The following is a 14,902-nucleotide window of genomic DNA, read 5'->3' as shown; positions in this document are numbered from 1 at the left end:
GAAGGAGCACCACCTCATGCCCGTGTACGACTACGTGATCGTCGGCGGTGGCACCGCCGGATCGGTGATCGCCTCCCGGCTCACCGAGGACCCGAACGTGACGGTCGCCGTCATCGAAGGCGGCCCCTCCGACATCGACCGCGAGGACGTGCTGACGCTGCGCAAGTGGCTCGGCCTGCTCGGCGGCGAGCTGGACTACGAGTACACCACCACCGAACAGCCCCGCGGCAACTCGCACATCCTGCACAGCCGCGCCAAGGTGCTGGGCGGCTGCTCGTCGCACAACACCCTGATCTCCTTCAAGCCGCTGCCGTCCGACTGGGACGAGTGGGAGGCGGCGGGCGCCACCGGCTGGGGCGCCAAGGCCATGGACCCCTACTTCGGCAAGCTGCGCAACAACATCGTGCGGGTGGCGAAGAAGGACCAGAACCAGATCGCCACCGACTGGATCGAGGCCACCAAGACCGCCCTCGGCGTACCCGAGATCGTCGGCTTCAACGACCAGCCGTTCGAGGAGGGCGTCGGGTTCTTCGACCTGTCGTACCACCCGGAGAACAACAAGCGTTCCTCCGCCTCGGTCGCGTACCTCCACCCCCACATGGAGGCCGGTGACCGGCCCAACCTCACGCTGATGCTGGAGACCTGGGCGACCAAGCTGGAGCTGGACGGCGCCACCGCCAAGGGCGTCCACGTCCGTACCAAGGACGGCGAGGAGGTCTACGTCGAGGCCGCGCGCGAGGTGCTGGTGTGCGCGGGCGCGGTGGACACGCCGCGGCTGCTGATGCACTCGGGCATCGGCCCGAAGCAGGACCTGGAAGCGCTGGGCATCGAGTGCAAGCTCGACCTGCCGGGCGTCGGCGAGAACCTGATCGACCACCCCGAGTCGGTCATCGTCTGGGAGACCAACGGACCGCTGCCGGACAACTCCGCGATGGACTCCGACGCGGGCCTGTTCGTGAAGCGGGACCCGGACCACAAGGGCCCGGACCTGATGTTCCACTTCTACCAGATCCCGTTCACCGACAACCCGGAGCGACTGGGCTACGAACGCCCCGAGCACGGCGTGTCGATGACGCCGAACATCCCCAAGTCCCGGTCGCGCGGCCGCCTCTACCTCACCTCCGCCGACCCCGAGGTCAAGCCCGCGCTCGACTTCAAGTACTTCGAGGACGAGGACGACTACGACGGCAAGACCCTCGTGGACGGCATCAAGCTGGCCCGTAAGGTCGCCCAGGCCGAGCCGTTCAAGAAGTGGCTCAAGCGTGAGGTCTTCCCCGGCCCCGAGGTGACCGACGACGAAGAGATCAGCGAGCTGGTCCGCAAGGCCGCGCACACCGTCTACCACCCGGCCGGCACCTGCAAGATGGGCGCCAAGGACGACAGGATGGCGGTCGTCGACCCCGAGCTGAAGATCCGCGGGCTGTCCAACATCCGGATCGCCGACGCGTCGGTCTTCCCGACGATGCCCGCCGTCAACCCGATGCTGGGCGTGCTGATGGTGGGGGAGAAGGCGGCTGAGCTGCTGGTTGATTCCCCGACCCAGGGAGGTGGTGCGTGATGGCCGCCACCGCCCCCGAAGCCGGTATACCCCAGCCCCGCGAGGCCGCCGACAATCTGGCGGCCGGCAACCCCCGGGACCCCCGGGACGTCGTGTTCTCCGTCCGCAACCTGTGGAAGGTCTTCGGCCCCAAGGCCGAGCGCGTCCCGGAGGACGACGAGCTGACCGGTCTGTCCGCGCAGGAACTGCGTGAGCGGACCGGCTGCACGGCCGCCGTCCGCGACGTCAGCTTCGACGTCCACAAGGGCGAGGTCTTCGTCGTCATGGGCCTGTCGGGCTCCGGCAAGTCCACCCTCGTGCGCTGTCTGACCCGGCTCATCGAGCCGACCAGCGGCGGCCTGGACATGGACGGCGAGGACGTCCGCGCCATGGACAAGACCAAGCTGCGCGAACTGCGCCGCCGCCGCGCCGCGATGGTCTTCCAGCACTTCGGCCTGCTGCCGCACCGCTCGGTCATCGACAACGTCGCGTACGGCCTGGAGATCCAGGGCGTGCCGCGCGCCGAACGCCGGGAACGTGCCGCCGAGATGGTGGAGAAGGTCGGCCTCGCGGGGCTGGAGAACCGCCGCCCCGGACAGTTGTCCGGCGGCCAGCAGCAGCGCGTCGGACTCGCCCGCGCGCTCGCCGTGGACCCCGAAGTCCTGCTGTTCGACGAGCCGTTCAGCGCGCTCGACCCGCTGATCCGGCGGGACATGCAGGAAGAGGTCGTCCGGCTGCACGAGGACGAGGGCCGCACCATGGTCTTCATCACGCACGACCTCGCCGAGGCGCTGCGCATCGGTGACCGGATCGCCCTGATGCGCGACGGGAAAATCGTTCAACTCGGCACGCCCGAGGAGATCGTGGGCTCCCCGGCCGACGAGTACGTCCGCGACTTCGTCCAGGACGTCCCGCGCGAACGGGTGCTGACCGTACGGCGCGCCATGCGCCCGGCCGAGGACGGCGAGTCGGAGACCGGAGCGGCGCTCGCGCCGGACACCCTGGTCGCCGACGCCATCGAGGCCGTCGCCCGCTCCGGCGGCTCGGCCCGCGTGATGGACGGCAAGCGCTGCCTGGGCGTCGTGGACAGCACCTGCCTGCTGAACGTCGTCGCCCGCATTGACGCCGGCGAGGTGGCTGCCTGATGTCCGCGCATTCCAGTACCGCCAACGCCGCCGCGATAGCGGCCGGTTGGCCGCCGACCCGGCGGCCCGTGCGGGTCGCTCCCGCCCAGGTGCGGACGCTCCAGCCGCCGACCCGGGACCGTATCCGCCAAGTCCCTGCAGTCCACTCCCTGGCGGACCGGCTCCGTGCCGTCGTACGGCGCCGCTGGCACGAGGCCCAGCGCGCCGCGGCGATGCAGGTGCCGGCCGGCACGGTGAAGCGGGGGCGCGCATGACGGCCGCCACCCCCACCGCAAGCCCCGCCACCGCGCCCGACCAGCCGGGCGCCCTCCAGGCCGCCCTCCGGAGCCGCGGCCTCCGCAAGATCCTCGTGCTCGCCGTCGCCGCGGCGGTCCTCGTACCGCTCGCCCACGCCAAGTGGTCCAGCGGCACCTGGCCGAGCGACCTGACCGTCGACCTGACCGGCCCGCTCGGCCGGACCAGCGACTGGATCATCGACAACCGCGACAGCCACCCGCTGTTCGTGTACTTCCTCGGCCACCTCAGCAACGCCGTCGTGATCTCCGTACGCGCCGTCTACCAGCTCCTGCTGCTGCTCGGCTGGACCGGCGTCACCGCGGGCGTCACCCTCGTCGCCTGGCGCGTCGCGGGCGTCCGCATCGCCGCGACCGCGCTCCTCTCCTTCGCCGTCAGCGGCGTCCTGGACATGTGGCTGCCGACCATGCAGACCCTCGCCCTGATGATCGTGGCGGTCGTCGCCTCGGTCGTCGTGGGCGCGCTGCTGGGACTCGCGGGCGGCCTCTCCGAGCGGCTGTTCAAGATCCTGCGGCCGGTGCTGGACACCATGCAGGTACTGCCGGCCTTCGCGTACCTCCTGCCCGTCGTGCTGGTCTTCGGCATCGGCGTGCCCGCCGCGCTGCTGGCCACCGTCGTCTACGCGGCCCCGCCGATGGCCCGGCTCACCGCGCTCGGCCTGCGCGGCGCCGACCCCGGCGTCCTGGAGGCCGTCTCCTCCCTCGGCGCGACCGGCCGGCAGCGGCTGCTGACCGCCCGCCTGCCGCTGGCCCGCAAGGAACTGCTGCTCGGCCTCAACCAGACGATCATGATGGCGCTGTCCATGGCCGTCATCGCCTCCATGATCGGCGCGGCCGGCCTCGGTGATCGCGTCTACCAGGCCCTCGCCTCGGTGGACGTCGGCGCCGCGCTCGCCGCCGCCGTACCGATCGTGCTGCTCGCCATCGTCATGGACCGGACGACCGCCGCCGCCGGTGAACGGATGGGCGCCGACCCGGTCGCCCGCGGCCCGAAGCTGCTGCGTGGCTGGCGCGCCTGGGCCGGTATCGCCGTCCTCACCGCGCTGGTGACCGCCGCAGGGCGGCTGGCCGGCTCGACCGTCTGGCCGTCCGGCTGGACGGTGGCCATCGCCCGCCCGGTCAACGACTTCAAGGAGTGGATGGTCGACCACCTCTACTCCGGGGTCCCGGTCGTCGGCGGTACCGCCGACTGGGCCGCGCACTTCACCTCCTGGGTCCTGGACCCGCTGCGCGACGGCCTGACCGCGCTGCCCTGGTGGGGCGCGCTGCTGATCGTCGCCGCGCTGTCCTGGCTGATCGGCACCTGGCGCACCGCGCTGACCGCGACGCTCGCGATGGCCGCCATCGGCGTCCTGGGCGTCTGGAAGCCGTCCATGAACACCCTCTCCCAGGTCCTCGCCGCCCTCGCGGTGACCCTGGTGCTGGGCTTCGCCGTCGGCATCCTCGCCGCGGGCAGCAAGCGCCTGGAGGCGATCCTGCGCCCGGTGCTGGACGTCATGCAGACCATGCCGCAGTTCGTGTACCTGATCCCGGTGGTCGCGCTGTTCGCCGTGGGCCGCGCCCCGGCCGCTGCCGCCGCCGTCGTGTACGCGCTGCCCGCGGTCATCCGCATCACCACCCAGGGCCTGCGGCAGGTCGACCCGGCCGCGATGGAGTCCGCCCGCTCGCTCGGCGCCACCCGCTGGCAGACCCTGCGGCAGGTGCAGCTCCCGCTGGCCCGGCCCGCGCTGCTGCTGGCCGTCAACCAGGGCGTCGTCCTCGTCCTCGCCGTCGTCATCATCGGCGGCCTGGTGGGCGGTGGCGCGCTCGGCTACGACGTCGTCACCGGCCTGGCGACCGGCGACCTGGCCCTCGGCCTGGTCGCGGGTGTGGCCATCGTCTGCCTGGGCCTGATGCTCGACCGGGTCACCCAGCCGACGCAGCGCCGTACGACGGGGAAGGGAGCCTGACCATGTCCCGTACCCGTATACGCGTACTGGGGGCCGCCGGACTGGCGGGGGCGACGCTGCTCGCCCTCTCCGGCTGCGGCAAGGCCGACATGACCAAGCAGGGCTCGCCCTTCCAGGCGCAGGGCGGCGCCAAGTCCGTGACGCTGTCCACGCAGACCTGGGTCGGCGCGCAGGCCAACGTCGCGGTGGCCAAGTACCTGCTCGAACACGAGCTGGACTACCACGTCGACACGGTCCAGGTGGACGAGATCCCCGCCTGGGACGCGCTCAGCCAGGGCCGGGTGGACGCCATCCTGGAGGACTGGGGCCACCCCGACCAGGAGCAGCGGTACGTCAAGGACAAGAAGACGATCACGGCGGGCGGCGGCAACGGCGTCACCGGCCACATCGGATGGTGGGTCCCCAAGTACTGGGCCGACAAGCACCCCGACGTCACCGACTGGAAGAACCTCAACAAGTACGCCGACCAGCTCCGCACCTCCGAGAGCGGCAGCAAGGGCCAGCTCATGGACGGCTCCCCGTCCTACGTCACCAACGACAAGGCGCTGGTGAAGAACCTCAAGCTGGACTTCGAGGTCGTCTTCGCGGGTTCCGAGGCGGCGCAGATCACCCAGATCCAGCAGTTCGCCAAGCAGAAGAAGCCGTTCCTGACGTACTGGTACGAGCCGCAGTGGCTGTTCAACCAGGTGCCGATGGTCGAGGTGAAACTCCCCGAGTACACCGACGCCTGCGCGGAGAAGGGCGCGAAGGACCCGTCGAGCATCGACTGCGCCTATCCGACGACACCGCTCCAGAAGTTCTTCAACACCGAATTCGCCAAGGGCGGCTCCGAGGCCGCGGCGTTCCTGAAGAACTTCAAGTGGACCAAGGAAAACCAGAACGAGGTCTCCGAGATGATCGCCTCCGACGGCCTGTCCGCCGACGAGGCGGGCAAGCGGTGGGTGGAGAAGCACCCGGACATCTGGAAGAAGTGGCTGCCCGAGAAGTAGCGGCGGCGAGCCTGCCGGGGCCGGGCGGGTCTGTCTTCGGACAGACCCGCCCGGCCCTTCCTCCTCCCCAGGTTCCAGCGATTCCGCCGCGGCCGTACGGATAATCGGGACCATGCCCTTCACGCCGCCGACGCCCCGGCCGTACGAGGCCGCACCGCCGCGACGGCACAAGCGGCGCCGCCTGGCCGTCCTCTTCGAGGTCGGCACGGCCTTCGTCTACCTGGCCGGCCCGGTTGCCCTGGGGGTCTTGGGGTCCGAAGAGCTGGGCTATTCCGATCTCCTGCCGTTCGAAGGGAAACTGGCCCTGTCCGCCGGGGCGGCGGTGCTGCTGCCCTTCCGCAGGCGTATCCCCGTCACCTGCCTGCTGATCCTCGCCGCGGTGGCGGGCGCCCTGCCGATCGGCGGGATGCTCACCGCCCTCGTCGCCTTCGACGCGATCCGCCGCGTCGAAGGCCCCCGCCGCCGTACCGTCGTCCTGTTCACCGCCACCGTGATCCCCGTGCTCACCGCCGTCGTCGGCACGGTCTGCACCGGGTACGGGAGCTGGCGCTACGGCTTCGCCCTGGGCCTGGTCGTCGGCGGTGTCGGCGTCCTCATCCCCGGCCTGGTCGGCAGCTCGCGCGGGCAGCAGGACCGCCTGGTCGTCGCCCTGCGGGAACGTGCCGCCGCCGCGGAAGAGGCCCGGCGGCTGACCGACAGCGCGTCCCGCGTCGAGGAGCGCTCCCGGATAGCGGCCGAGATGCACGACCTGGTGGGCCACCGCCTCAGCCTGATCTCCCTGCACAGCGGCGGCCTGGAGATGGCCCTCGCCACCAAGGCACCCGAGCTGAAGGACGAGGCCGCACAGGTCCGCGCCGCCACCCGGGACGCCATGAACGAACTGCGCGCGGTCCTCGGCGTCCTCGGCCCGCTCGGCCGCGACACCGGCACCGGCGCCCTCACCGACGCCACCGGTACCCGCGCGGACATCGACGCGCTGGCCGAGGAGTCCCGCGCCGCGGGCATCGCCGTCACCGTCCGCTGGCAGGGCCCCGACCTCGACGCCCTGGAACCCCGGGTACGGCGCGCGGTGCACCGCGTCGTCCGCGAGTCGCTGACCAACGTCCACCGCTACGCGGCCGGCGCGTCCGTCGAACTGACCGTGGAGCACACCGACGACCGCGTACGCGTCACCGTCCGCAACGGCGCGCCCCCGGCACCCCCCGAGGCCACCACCGGCCTCGGCACCGGCCGCGGCCTGACCGGCCTGCGCGAACGGGTCGGCCTGCTCGGCGGCGCACTGCGCACCGGCCCGACCGGCGTCGGCGGCTTCCTCGTCGAGGCAACCGTCCCCGCACACCCCGCCGCACCCGCGGCATCCGCCGCACACCCGGAAACCTCCCCCGCCTCCCTCGCCGCCGAGGAACACCACCAGTCCGGCGCCCTGCCCGGCATCCTGCGCCACCTGCCCGGCCTGGCGACCGGCTTCCTCGGTCTCGTCGGAGTGGGGACGATGCTGGCGTTCGGGCTGGTCCTGGTGCAGAGCTCCCGCCCGGTCCAGGAACAGCTCTCCCCGGACAGCATCCACGTCGGCATGAGCCGCCAGGACGTCCAGTCCGCGTACCTGTACGACAACGACCTCGCCCGCGCCGCCGCAGCAGGCCACGAGCCGCGCCGGCCCAGCGGCACGGAGTGCATCTTCCCGTACACCGGCGAGGAGGCCCTGGGCGGGCGGCTGGAACTCACCCGGTACTGCTTCCGTGCCGACGTACTGACCGACATCGACAGGTTCTGGGTGCCCGCGGTCCGCTGATGCCCCGAACCGACCGCCGTGACCGGGCCGCTGCGGCTACCGTCGCCGATTGCCGCCTATCGCCTGTCGGCTGTCGAGGGGAGCACCATGGCCGTGGAAATCTGGCACGCGTACGTGATCCGGTACCTGGAGCCGGTGCTGGCGGCGTGCCGGGAAGTGCACCGGCGCGAACGGCGCGCCGGGACCTGGATGGACCCCGTGCCGGGGGCGCTGGAGTGGACCCTGCCCTGGGGCATGGACGACGGCAACGGACTGGTGCGGCTGACCGTCTTCAGCGAGCACGTCCCCGACCGCGGCAAGACCTGGGCCCGGGTGATCGTCGCCGCGGACACCGCGGCCTTCATGGGACCGGGTACCGGCAATGTCTCCCTGCCCCGCCACACGTCCTGGGGCGGCGGGCGGCCCACTCAGGAAGCCCCGCCGACCCCAGGTCCCGCACCCCGGCCGGACGCGCGGCTGACGCGGGGCATGGCCGAGGCCCTGCTGGCCGGAGTGGGCGGAGTTCCCGATTCACTGCGCGAGGAGCCGGGCGGGGAGTTCAGCTTCGGTGTGCCCATGGACCCGGAGTGAGTGAGGGCACCGACCGTTTGACGGCCCCGGCCCCGCTCATGCGCCCCGCTAGCCTGGGCGCATGAGCGATCTCCCCGGCGCGCGAGCCGCACAGCCCGTCCGAGTCCTTCTCGCCGACGACGAGGAAATGATCCGGCACGGTGTCCGTCTCATCCTCAAGCACGCCGAGGACATCGACGTCGTCGCGGAGGCCGCCAACGGCGCCGAGGCAGTCGAACTGGCCGCCCGCATGCCGGTCGACGTCGCGCTCGTCGACATCCGGATGCCCGTCCTCGACGGCCTCGCCGCCATCGAGCAATTGGTACGGCTCGACCCCAAGCCGCAGGTCGTCATGCTCACCACCTTCGGCGACGAGGAGAACGTCACCCGTGCCCTCCAGGCCGGTGCCAGCGGCTTCCTGCTCAAGGACGAGGGCCCGCAGGAGCTGATCAGCGCCGTACGGGCCGCGGCGGCCGGCGACGCGGTGCTCTCGCCCGGCGTGACCGGCCATGTCGTCAGGCGGATGCTCCAGGGCGGCGGCCGGATCGGCGCCCCCGACGGCGCGGCCGCCCCCGACCAGCGGCTCGCCGCGCTGACCGACCGGGAGCGGGAGGTCCTGGCGATGCTCGGCCAGGGCCTGTCGAACCTGGACATCGGCAGCCGCCTGGAGATCGGCCTGGGCACCGTCAAGACCCACGTCGGGCGCATCCTCGACAAGACCGGCACCCAGAGCCGCGTACAGGCGGCACTGCTGGCGCATCAGGCGGGGCTGACGGGCTGAGGCGCCGCATCCGAACCGCGGGTCACGGTCCGTAAAAAAGTTGGGGTACAACGCAACCCCTCGTCACCGTCCCCGCGTGAAGCCCAGGCATAGTAGAAGCGCCCCCGGCCGGGGGCATGTCGACGACATGACACCTCTCCGGACGCACAACCAAGGGGAACACGCTCCATGCCTGTCATACGCCGTACCGCAGCGGCCGCCGCCGCGGCGGTCGCACTGTTCGCCACCGCGACCGCCTGCGGCCCGCAGGACGACAAGGTCGCCGCGCCCGGCAGTTCGGCGGCCGCGGACCACCGGGGCGGCGGCGAGGCGGGGGCGGACGCGGGCGGTTCCGGCCTGCCGAGCGGGCTGCCCACCAGCCTCGACGACGTCAAGAAGTGGCAGAAGGGCGGGTGGAAGGACTGGGACCAGTGGGCCCGCGAGGCGTCCGAGTTCGTCAACCCCGTCATCAAGGACCTGTGGAACCCGTCCCGGATGGCCGAGGCCAGGGACACACCGGACGTCACCACCCAGAACGCGGGCGACGCCGGCGGCAGCGACCCGGAACCGCGCCCGGTCCAGGCCCGGCAGGTGGCCCGGCCGTACCACCAGCACATGGCCCCCATAGGCAAGATCATGTTTGACAGCCCGCAGGGCCCGATGGTCTGCTCCGGCACCGTCGTGGAGGACCCGGCGCACCCCGGCGAGTCGAACCTGGTGTGGACCGCGGGCCACTGCGTGCACACCGGCCGGAGCGGCGGCTGGATGCGCAACATCGTCTTCGTGCCGTCCTACAACGACGAGGGCCTGCCCATGAGCCAGGTCGGCCGGGCCCCGGCGCAGGAGGTCGCGCCGTACGGGGTGTGGTGGGCGAACTGGGCCACCACGTCCGGTGAGTGGATCGACATGGGCAGCACCAAGTCCGGCAATGCCGGTTCCGCGTACGACTTCGCCGTCCTGCACGTCCAGCCGGAAGGGGGTGGCGGCAAGTCGCTCCAGGAAACCGTCGGCGCCGCGCTGCCGGTCTGGTTCGGCGCACCCTCGCCGGACCGCGTCAGCGGCCTCCAGGCATTCGGCTACCCGGCGGCGCCCCCGTACGACGGCGCCCGCATGATGAACTGCCCCGCCCGCCCCGGCCGCCTCACGATGGCCCAGGGCACCCCCACGATGTACCGCATCGGCTGCACGATGACCGGCGGCACGTCCGGCGGCGGCTGGTTCACGAACTACGGCGGCCGCACGTACCTGGTCTCCAACAGCTCCATCGGCTCCCTGAACCACACGTGGCTGGCCGGCCCGCATCTGGGCGTGGAGGCGAAGCGGGTGTTCATGGGGATCAGCCAGAAGTTCGCGTAGGCGGCTTCGCCGCCGGGGTCAGGTGGGGGTGAGGCGGGCGTACTGGAGCAGCTCGGTCCAGGCGTCCGGGGTGAGTGTGAGGACCGGTCCGTCCGGGGTCTTGGAGTCGCGGACGGGCACTACGCCGTGCGAGGCGATGAGGTTGGTGGCGGCTTCCAGGCAGGCGCCACCGTTGTCACTGTAGGAGGACTTGAACCAGCGGGGTGGTTCGGTGGTCACGGGGGCCTCTCTCAGATGCCGGCTTGCCGGGCGAACTCGATCAGTCCGGCCCATGCGTCCGGCGTGAGGGTCAGGACGGGGCCGTCCGGAACCTTGGAGTCGCGGACGGGGACCGTGCCGTGTGTGGTGAGGAGGTTGGTGGCGGCCTCTACGCAGGCGCCACCGTTGTTGCTGTAGGAGGACTTGAACCAGCGGGGCGATTCGGTTGTCACGGAAGGCCCTTTCTCAGAGAGAGGCGTGCCGTGCGTACCGGACCAGTTCGGACCAGGCGTCGGGGGTCAGGGTCAGGACCGGTCCGTCCGGATCCTTGGAGTCGCGGACGGGATCACTCCGAGTGTGGTGATGAGGTTGGTTGCGACTTCGATGCAGACGCCGCCGTTCTCGCTGTAGGAGGACTTGAACCAGCGTGGGGTTTCGGTGGTCACGAGGTGGCCTCCCTCAGATGCCTGCCTGCCGGGCGAACGAGATCAGCCCGGCCCATGCGTCCGGGGCGAGGGACAGGACCGGCCCGTCGGGGTCCTTGGAGTCCCGGACCGACACCACGCCGCGCGAAGCAATGAGGTTGATGGCGGCTTCTACGCACTGGCCGCCGTTGTCGCTGTACGAGGACTTGAGCCAGCGGGGGGCCTGCTGGGCGAACTGGATGAGTCCGGTCCAGGCGCCGGGGGTCAGGGTCAGGACCGGGCCGTTGGGGTTCTTGGAGTCGCGGACGGGGACCACGCCTCGTGAGGTGACGAGGTTGGTGGCGGCCTCTACGCAGGCGCCGCCGTTCTCGCTGTACGAGGACGTGAACCAGTGGGGGGTCTCGGCGGTCATGGGGTGCCCTCTCGTAGCCGCTTGGGGGCTAGCACGTCAACGGGTCTATCCCGCAACCTGATTGGCGAAACATGTGACCATGCGAAAGCCCCGCTGCTCCGTGGGGGAGTAGCGGGGCCGTGGCCGCTCTGCTGAGGTCAGACGGCCGTGTGCCGGGCGAACTCGACCAGGCCGGACCATGCGTCCGTGCTGAGCGTCAGGTGTGGGCCGTTGGGGTTCTTGGAGTCGCGGACGGGGACCACGCCGTGCGAGACGGCGAGGTTGGTGGCGACCTCTATGCACTGACCGCCGTTGTTGCTGTAGGAGGACTTGAACCAGTGGAGGGGTTCGGTGGTCACGGTGTGCCCTTTCTTAGCTGTTCGATCATGGCCACGGAAGCCGACTGAGAGAGGGCTGCGGCCTGTAACTGATGGTAGGCCGTCAGTAGGGGCACTACCGAGGTGCATTCTCGTTCGAGGTGCCCTCGCTGGGCTGACTCCGCGTACGACATCAGAGAACGGTCCATCAGCGTGATCACCGTGATCGGCAAGTCGAACGGCCTATCCGCACCCATGGTGAACGGGGCCACGTGAAGGATGGTGTTGGGGAGCTTGGCGAAGTCGATCAGGTGCGCAAACTGGGCTTCCATCACCGCAGGCTCGCCAACGGTGCGGCGCAGGCAGCTCTCATCCAGCACTGCCAGAACCAACGGCGGAGACGTCCGACGCAACACGGCTTGACGCTCGGCGACGAGTGAGACTCGCTCGCTTGCCTGCTCTGCCGTGATCGCGCCCCGTCTAACAGCGCTGTCGGCTAGGGCGGATGCGTAATCCGACGTTTGAAGAAGTCCCGGCATGACACCGACTTCGTACAGCCGGATCTCCGCTGCCCGGCCTTCGTGCCCCACGAACTCCGGGAACCCCTCCAGCAGTGCGCCGTGCTTGATCTCGCGCCATTGCCGCTCGAACGTGTCGGCTATCCCTTCGGTGCCGAAGGCGCGGTCAGCGCTGCGCGAAAAGCGCAAGGTTGGAATCTTCCGACCGGTTTCAACGGCTGAGATGTGCGTACTGGAGTACCCCATGTGCTCGGCCAGATCTTCCTGCTTCCACCCATGGCTCTCGCGCGAGCTGCGCAGACGTGCCCCGAAGGCCGCCTGCGGACTGCTGTCCGGGTTCAACTCCTTGCGGTTCAAGGGCTACCGCCAACTTTCCTGCCACAAATGACACGTTGATGGAGTCTCGACTGTAGGACACGCTGAACCTCTTCGGAAAGGAGCGAACCTTGTCCCGAAAGAGTGAACCTGACCAGCTCTCCAGCCGGGAGCACCTCACCCGACTCATGCGCTCACGCGGAAGTGACGGCGTGCTCTTCCTGCGCACCAGTGGCGACAGTGATCCTGTCCCCAGCCTTTCCCGATCGAAAGGGACGGCCATGACGACGCCCCCTGTAACCACCCGCCTCGAAATCCAGCTCACCGGAATTCGCGCCCACTTCGCCGAGTGCGTCACCGAAGTCGACGAAGAAGCGTGTGGTGAGCGTTCCGCCTGTTGGGACAATCCCATGCAGTCGAACACGTGGATTCGCGCGCACGGGGCGGAGACCGGGCACAAGCGCTTCACCCGGCACACGGAGGAATCCGTCAGCATCTTCACCGCGCCCACCGGGAGGCAACGGCAGCGGCTGCGGAATTGAGGGGGCGTCGGCGCATACGTAGGGGCCGGGCCGACTGGTGGCCGGCCCGGCCCATGGGTGTCAGGTCACGTCAGTACTCGTCAGTACCAGATGGTGTGCTTCCAGATGATGTTGCGCGCGGTCTGTCCGGTGTCCAGGCCGTAGGCCGGCCGGTCCGTGGTGAAGTACTCGCGGAAGCTGGACTGCGGGTTCTGGGCCATCATCGTGTTGCTCTTCGTCCAGTCGCCGTCGACCTGCGACCACAGGTCGACCAGCGCGGTGGCCACCCGGGCCTCACACGCGTCGCCCGGGTCGATGCCGCTGGTGGAGCGGTCGTTGGCGAGGTCCTGGGAGGCGCCGTTGCCCCAGTAGAACGTGGTGTCGTTGAACGTGTGGAACGCCACCGCGTCCGCGAAGCCCTCGGTCCAGCCGCAACTGGCGGAGGAGGTGCGGCTCACGTAGTGCGGCGAGCAGTTGGTGACCTGGGGCCACCAGCCCCGGTAGAGCTTGCCCATCAGGGCGTGGCCGGCCTCGTGCACGGTGGTGTGCTCGGAGTCCGGGTCGTCGTCCGCGAGGTGGATCTTGTCCTCGCCGGACATCCAGTACGTACCGTCGGTGGAGCCGGGGTACCACTGCACGGTGATCGGGGTGCAGCGGCCGCTCTGCTGGCTGGACGCCCAGCAGTTGGTGGTGGAACCGCGGTTCCACCAGAGCTTGTTGAGCGTGTCAAGGACGTGCCAGGCGCGGCTCTGTCCCTGGTTGGCGTACACGTTGCCCAGGCTGGTGCTGCGCGAGACGTTGTTCAGCGCGTACGAGGTGGTCGCGTAGCGGCTGCCGTTGCGGTCGACCACCGACCACATGCCGCCGGCCTGCGTCTGGAACTCCACCCAGGCCGCGGAGGTGACGGCGGTGCTGGGCGTGTAGCAGAGGTTGAACTGGCCGTTGCCGTTGCCGGTCATGCCCGTGGCGAGCCGCTGCGTGGCGCCGTTGGCGGTCGCCTTGCCCCACAGCGTGACGTTGGCGTTGCTGACCGGTTCGTCGCGGTTGGCCTTGGCGTTCCAGTTGCCGCCCTCGGCGGACTGGAAGCGGTTGCGGAAGGTGCCGCCGACGCAGACCTGGGCGCGCGCGGCCGGTGCGGCGGCCGACGAGGCGTGGGCCGGGGCGGGCGTCTTGGGTGTGACCTTACGGGGCTTGCGCTGACCGGGGCCGGGGCCGTTGACCTTGGTCGCGCGGCCCTTGACGACCGACAGGCCCTCGTCCGTGGAGCCCTTGGCGGTGCCGACGGTGAGTTCCACCGAGTCGTGCCCGGCGCGGCGCGGGTCGGGACGGTCGATGTCGCTGATGTCCGCCTGGATCTGCGCGGGCCCGGCCGCGACGGCCTTGACCTTGATCTCGACGGAGCGGGTGCCCGGCGTGAGGGCCAGCTTCTGGCTGGTGCGCTGGCCGAAGGCGTCCGTCGTGGGCGTGGTGAGGCCGGAGTCCTGGTCGGCTATTCGCAGCGAGGGCGGGAGCTGTACGGCCAGGCCGGCGTTCTTGACGTCCGCCTGTGCCTTCACGTCCACGGTGAGCGTGGCCTGTTCGCCGACGGCGGGCAGGTGGTCGAGGGAGGCGGTGACGCCGAGGCAGCTAGGGGGAGCTTCGGAGTGCTGGCCCGTGGTGCGGATCGTGCAGGTGCCGCTCTTCGCGGTCGGGGCGGCCGATCCGGACGGCGTGGTCGTACCAAAGGCGGACGGTACGACCACGACGGCCAGGCAAGCGCCGGCGCCCGCCAGCGCGACGAGGGGGACCGGCCGCAGGACGCGTCTCTTCAAGGCCCGTTTCCGGGACATGGGCAAACCTTTCCGCGG

General features: G+C 70.5%; 16 protein-coding genes and 2 pseudogenes. 10 read left to right on the top strand and 8 right to left on the bottom strand.

Annotated elements, in window-relative coordinates; all coding sequences use genetic code 11:
- Positions 1-16 precede the first annotated feature (16 nt).
- The 9 genes from EJG53_RS15550 (at position 17) to EJG53_RS15510 (ending at position 10,370) form a co-directional block, all read left to right on the top strand.
- Positions 17-1,558 (top strand): GMC family oxidoreductase, encoded by a 1,542-nt coding sequence (locus tag EJG53_RS15550; RefSeq protein ID WP_125045343.1) that lies wholly within the window; start codon positions 17-19, stop codon positions 1,556-1,558.
- Positions 1,558-2,682, top strand: coding sequence for a quaternary amine ABC transporter ATP-binding protein (locus EJG53_RS15545; RefSeq protein ID WP_125045342.1), 1,125 nt, complete (start codon positions 1,558-1,560; stop codon positions 2,680-2,682). The genes EJG53_RS15550 and EJG53_RS15545 overlap by 1 nt, the downstream gene beginning before the upstream one ends.
- Positions 2,682-2,936 (top strand): hypothetical protein, encoded by a 255-nt coding sequence (locus EJG53_RS15540; RefSeq protein WP_125045341.1) that lies wholly within the window; start codon positions 2,682-2,684, stop codon positions 2,934-2,936. Before EJG53_RS15545 ends, EJG53_RS15540 begins: the two co-directional genes overlap by 1 nt.
- Positions 2,933-4,924, top strand: coding sequence for an ABC transporter permease (locus EJG53_RS15535; RefSeq protein ID WP_125045340.1), 1,992 nt, complete (start codon positions 2,933-2,935; stop codon positions 4,922-4,924). The genes EJG53_RS15540 and EJG53_RS15535 overlap by 4 nt, the downstream gene beginning before the upstream one ends.
- 2 nt (positions 4,925-4,926) lie before the next feature.
- Positions 4,927-5,913 carry an ABC transporter substrate-binding protein gene (locus tag EJG53_RS15530; protein WP_125045339.1) on the top strand — a complete coding sequence of 329 codons (987 nt, stop codon included), beginning with the start codon at positions 4,927-4,929 and terminating at the stop codon, positions 5,911-5,913.
- A gap of 112 nt (positions 5,914-6,025) precedes the next feature.
- Positions 6,026-7,705, top strand: coding sequence for a sensor histidine kinase (locus tag EJG53_RS43340; protein ID WP_125045338.1), 1,680 nt, complete (start codon positions 6,026-6,028; stop codon positions 7,703-7,705).
- Positions 7,706-7,792: 87 nt separating this feature from the next.
- A complete protein-coding gene (locus EJG53_RS15520) occupies positions 7,793-8,275 on the top strand; it encodes a hypothetical protein (RefSeq protein ID WP_125045337.1) in 483 nt (160 codons plus the stop codon).
- Positions 8,276-8,336: 61 nt separating this feature from the next.
- Positions 8,337-9,035, top strand: a complete 699-nt coding sequence (locus EJG53_RS15515) for a response regulator (RefSeq protein ID WP_125045336.1) — start codon at positions 8,337-8,339, stop codon at positions 9,033-9,035.
- A 168-nt stretch (positions 9,036-9,203) separates the two neighbouring features.
- The gene (locus EJG53_RS15510) at positions 9,204-10,370 is read left to right on the top strand and encodes a trypsin-like serine peptidase (protein WP_125045335.1); all 1,167 of its coding nucleotides are present in this window, start codon (positions 9,204-9,206) and stop codon (positions 10,368-10,370) included.
- A gap of 18 nt (positions 10,371-10,388) precedes the next feature.
- Here the strand turns inward: EJG53_RS15510 and EJG53_RS15505 are convergent, their stop codons facing one another.
- The 7 genes and pseudogenes from EJG53_RS15505 to EJG53_RS15480 all read right to left on the bottom strand — a co-directional run bounded on the left by EJG53_RS15505 (position 10,389) and on the right by EJG53_RS15480 (position 12,576).
- On the bottom strand, positions 10,389-10,589 hold the full coding sequence (locus tag EJG53_RS15505; RefSeq protein WP_125045334.1) for a DUF397 domain-containing protein: 201 nt from the start codon (positions 10,587-10,589) through the stop codon (positions 10,389-10,391).
- 11 nt (positions 10,590-10,600) lie between these two features.
- Entirely contained in the window at positions 10,601-10,801 is a 201-nt protein-coding gene (locus EJG53_RS15500) for a DUF397 domain-containing protein (protein ID WP_125045333.1), read from the bottom strand.
- 13 nt (positions 10,802-10,814) lie between these two features.
- Positions 10,815-11,014 (bottom strand): annotated as a pseudogene (locus tag EJG53_RS15495) (DUF397 domain-containing protein).
- Positions 11,015-11,027: 13 nt separating this feature from the next.
- The gene (locus tag EJG53_RS41505) at positions 11,028-11,234 is read right to left on the bottom strand and encodes a DUF397 domain-containing protein (RefSeq protein WP_174856551.1); all 207 of its coding nucleotides are present in this window, start codon (positions 11,232-11,234) and stop codon (positions 11,028-11,030) included.
- Positions 11,232-11,405, bottom strand: a pseudogene (locus EJG53_RS41500) (DUF397 domain-containing protein); the annotation flags it as partial. The pseudogene EJG53_RS41500 and the gene EJG53_RS41505, both read right to left, overlap by 3 nt.
- 137 nt (positions 11,406-11,542) lie before the next feature.
- Positions 11,543-11,743: a DUF397 domain-containing protein gene (locus EJG53_RS15485; RefSeq protein ID WP_174856414.1), complete on the bottom strand. Its 201-nt coding sequence runs from the start codon at positions 11,741-11,743 to the stop codon at positions 11,543-11,545.
- Positions 11,740-12,576 carry a helix-turn-helix domain-containing protein gene (locus EJG53_RS15480; protein WP_125045330.1) on the bottom strand — a complete coding sequence of 279 codons (837 nt, stop codon included), beginning with the start codon at positions 12,574-12,576 and terminating at the stop codon, positions 11,740-11,742. The genes EJG53_RS15485 and EJG53_RS15480 overlap by 4 nt, the downstream gene beginning before the upstream one ends.
- Before the next feature lie 239 nt (positions 12,577-12,815).
- On the opposite strand from EJG53_RS15480, the gene EJG53_RS15475 reads away from it, so the two are divergent.
- Positions 12,816-13,076: a hypothetical protein gene (locus EJG53_RS15475; protein WP_125049387.1), complete on the top strand. Its 261-nt coding sequence runs from the start codon at positions 12,816-12,818 to the stop codon at positions 13,074-13,076.
- 80 nt (positions 13,077-13,156) lie between these two features.
- Here EJG53_RS15475 and EJG53_RS15470 read toward each other — a convergent pair whose 3' ends face one another.
- On the bottom strand, positions 13,157-14,866 hold the full coding sequence (locus tag EJG53_RS15470; RefSeq protein ID WP_244955152.1) for a mycolysin: 1,710 nt from the start codon (positions 14,864-14,866) through the stop codon (positions 13,157-13,159).
- Positions 14,867-14,902 lie beyond the last annotated feature (36 nt).

It is taken from the genome of Streptomyces chrestomyceticus JCM 4735, assembly GCF_003865135.1.
In the GTDB taxonomy this organism is placed as follows: Bacteria; Actinomycetota; Actinomycetes; order Streptomycetales; family Streptomycetaceae; genus Streptomyces; species Streptomyces chrestomyceticus.
The sequence above is the reverse complement of the archived record's forward strand: the minus strand, read 5'-3'. Positions and strand labels throughout refer to the sequence as shown.